The 1,743-nt window shown below is 76.6% G+C and carries 1 protein-coding gene; it reads right to left on the minus strand.

Annotation, left to right across the window (positions count from 1 at the left end):
• Positions 1 to 1,743, minus strand: a 1,743-nt coding sequence (locus AB0J52_RS39130; protein WP_500188138.1) for a condensation domain-containing protein, incomplete at both ends; no start/stop codon positions are given.

The raw sequence follows: 1,743 nt of genomic DNA on the forward strand, positions 1-1,743 counted from the left end.
CGACAGCGGCAGCACGTCCGGGCGGGCCGCCGGGACCAGCGCGGGCCGGGCGGCGACGCCGGTCGGGGCGGCGATCCGGGCGGCGAGCGCGGCGACGGTCGGGGCCTCGAACAGCGCCCGGACGGGCAGTTCGACGCCCAGCGCGCGGCGGACCCGGCTGACGACCCGCATCGCGATCAGCGAGTCGCCGCCGAGGTCGAAGAAGTCGTCGTCGATCCCGGCGCGGTCCACGCCGAGCAGCTCGGCGAAGATCTGGGCGACGGCGGCCTCGCGGTCGTCGCGCGGCGCGCGGTACTCGCGCAGCGGGACGGTCAGCACCGGCTTGGGCAGCGCCTTGGTGTCGACCTTGCCGTTCGGGGTGAGCGGCAGCTCGTCCATGACCACGACGGCGGCCGGGACCATCGCCTCGGGCAGGTGCGCGCGCACGTGCGCGCGCAGCTCCTCCGGGTCGAGCACCGCGCCGGGCGCGGGCACGACGTAGGCGACGAGCCTCTTGACGGGCGCGGCGGCCGAGCGGGACGCGGCGGCGAGCGTCGCGGACGGGCGCTGCGCGGCGAGCGCGGCGAACGCCTCGCGCAGCGCGGCCGCGTCGTCGCCGGTCAGGCCCAGTGTGCCGACCGGCGCGTCCGGCGTCTCGGCGAGGGCCCGGACGAGCCCGACGAGCTGCGCGACGAGCCGTTCGGCGGTCGCGCGGTCGACCACGTCGGTGCGGTAGCCGAGCCGGAGCTGGAGTTCGTCCCCCGGGACGGCGTCGAGCGTGAGCGGGTAGTGCGTCGAGTCGAGCAGGTCCACGCCCGCGAGCCGCGTGCCCGCGCCGATCTCCGCGCCCAGCAGGGACGGGTCGAGCGGGTAGTTCTCGAAGACCGTCATGGTGTCGAACAGCGCGGGGACCCCGGCGAGGCGGTGCAGGTCGCCGAGGCCGTGGTGGTGGAACGGGATCAGCTCGGCCTGCTCGCCCTGGAGCCGCGCGAGCAGGTCGGCGGCCGGTTCGGCGGCGTCCAGCCGGACCCGGACGGGCAGCGTGTTGATGAACAGCCCGACCATCCGGTCGACGCCGTACAGGTCCATCGGACGGCCCGACACGGTCGCGCCGAACACCACGTCGTCGCGGCCGAGCAGCCGGGCGAGCAGCAGGCCCCACGCGCCCTGGACGACGGTGTTGGCGGTGACGCCGAGGCGGCGCGCCGTCGCGGTGACCGCGCCGGACAGCTCCGGTCCGAGCGGGACGCGGATCTTCTCCGGCAGTCCGGGCGGGGTGTCCGGCGCGCCGGGCGCGACGAGCGTCCCGGCGGCCAGGCCGCTGAGGGCCCTGCTCCAGGCGGCGTCGCCCTCGGCGCGGTCCTGCCGGCCGAGCCAGGCGAGGTAGTCCCTGTAGTCGGGGGCGCGCGGCGGAACCTGCCCGGTGTAGAGGGCGAGCAGTTCGCCCGCCAGGGACGGCATCGACCAGCCGTCCAGGACGATGTGGTGGAAGGTGAGCAGCAGCCGGTGCCGGCGCTCCCCCAGCCGGACCAGCGTGAACCGCAGGAACGGCGGCCGGGTGAGGTCGAACCGGCGGGTCCGCTCCTCCGCCATGAGCGCGGAGAGGGCGGACTCGTCGGCCGAGACCTCGCGCCACAGCTCGTCGCACGGCGGCATGCCGAGGACAGCCTGCACCGGCTCCCCCGACACGGTCTGGGTGAACGCGGTGCGCAGCGACGGGTGCCGGGCGGGCAGCTCGAACGCCGCGTCGCGCAGGGCGGCGAC

Source organism: Spirillospora sp. NPDC049652 (genome assembly GCF_040675125.1).
Lineage (GTDB): Bacteria > Actinomycetota > Actinomycetes > Streptosporangiales > Streptosporangiaceae > Spirillospora.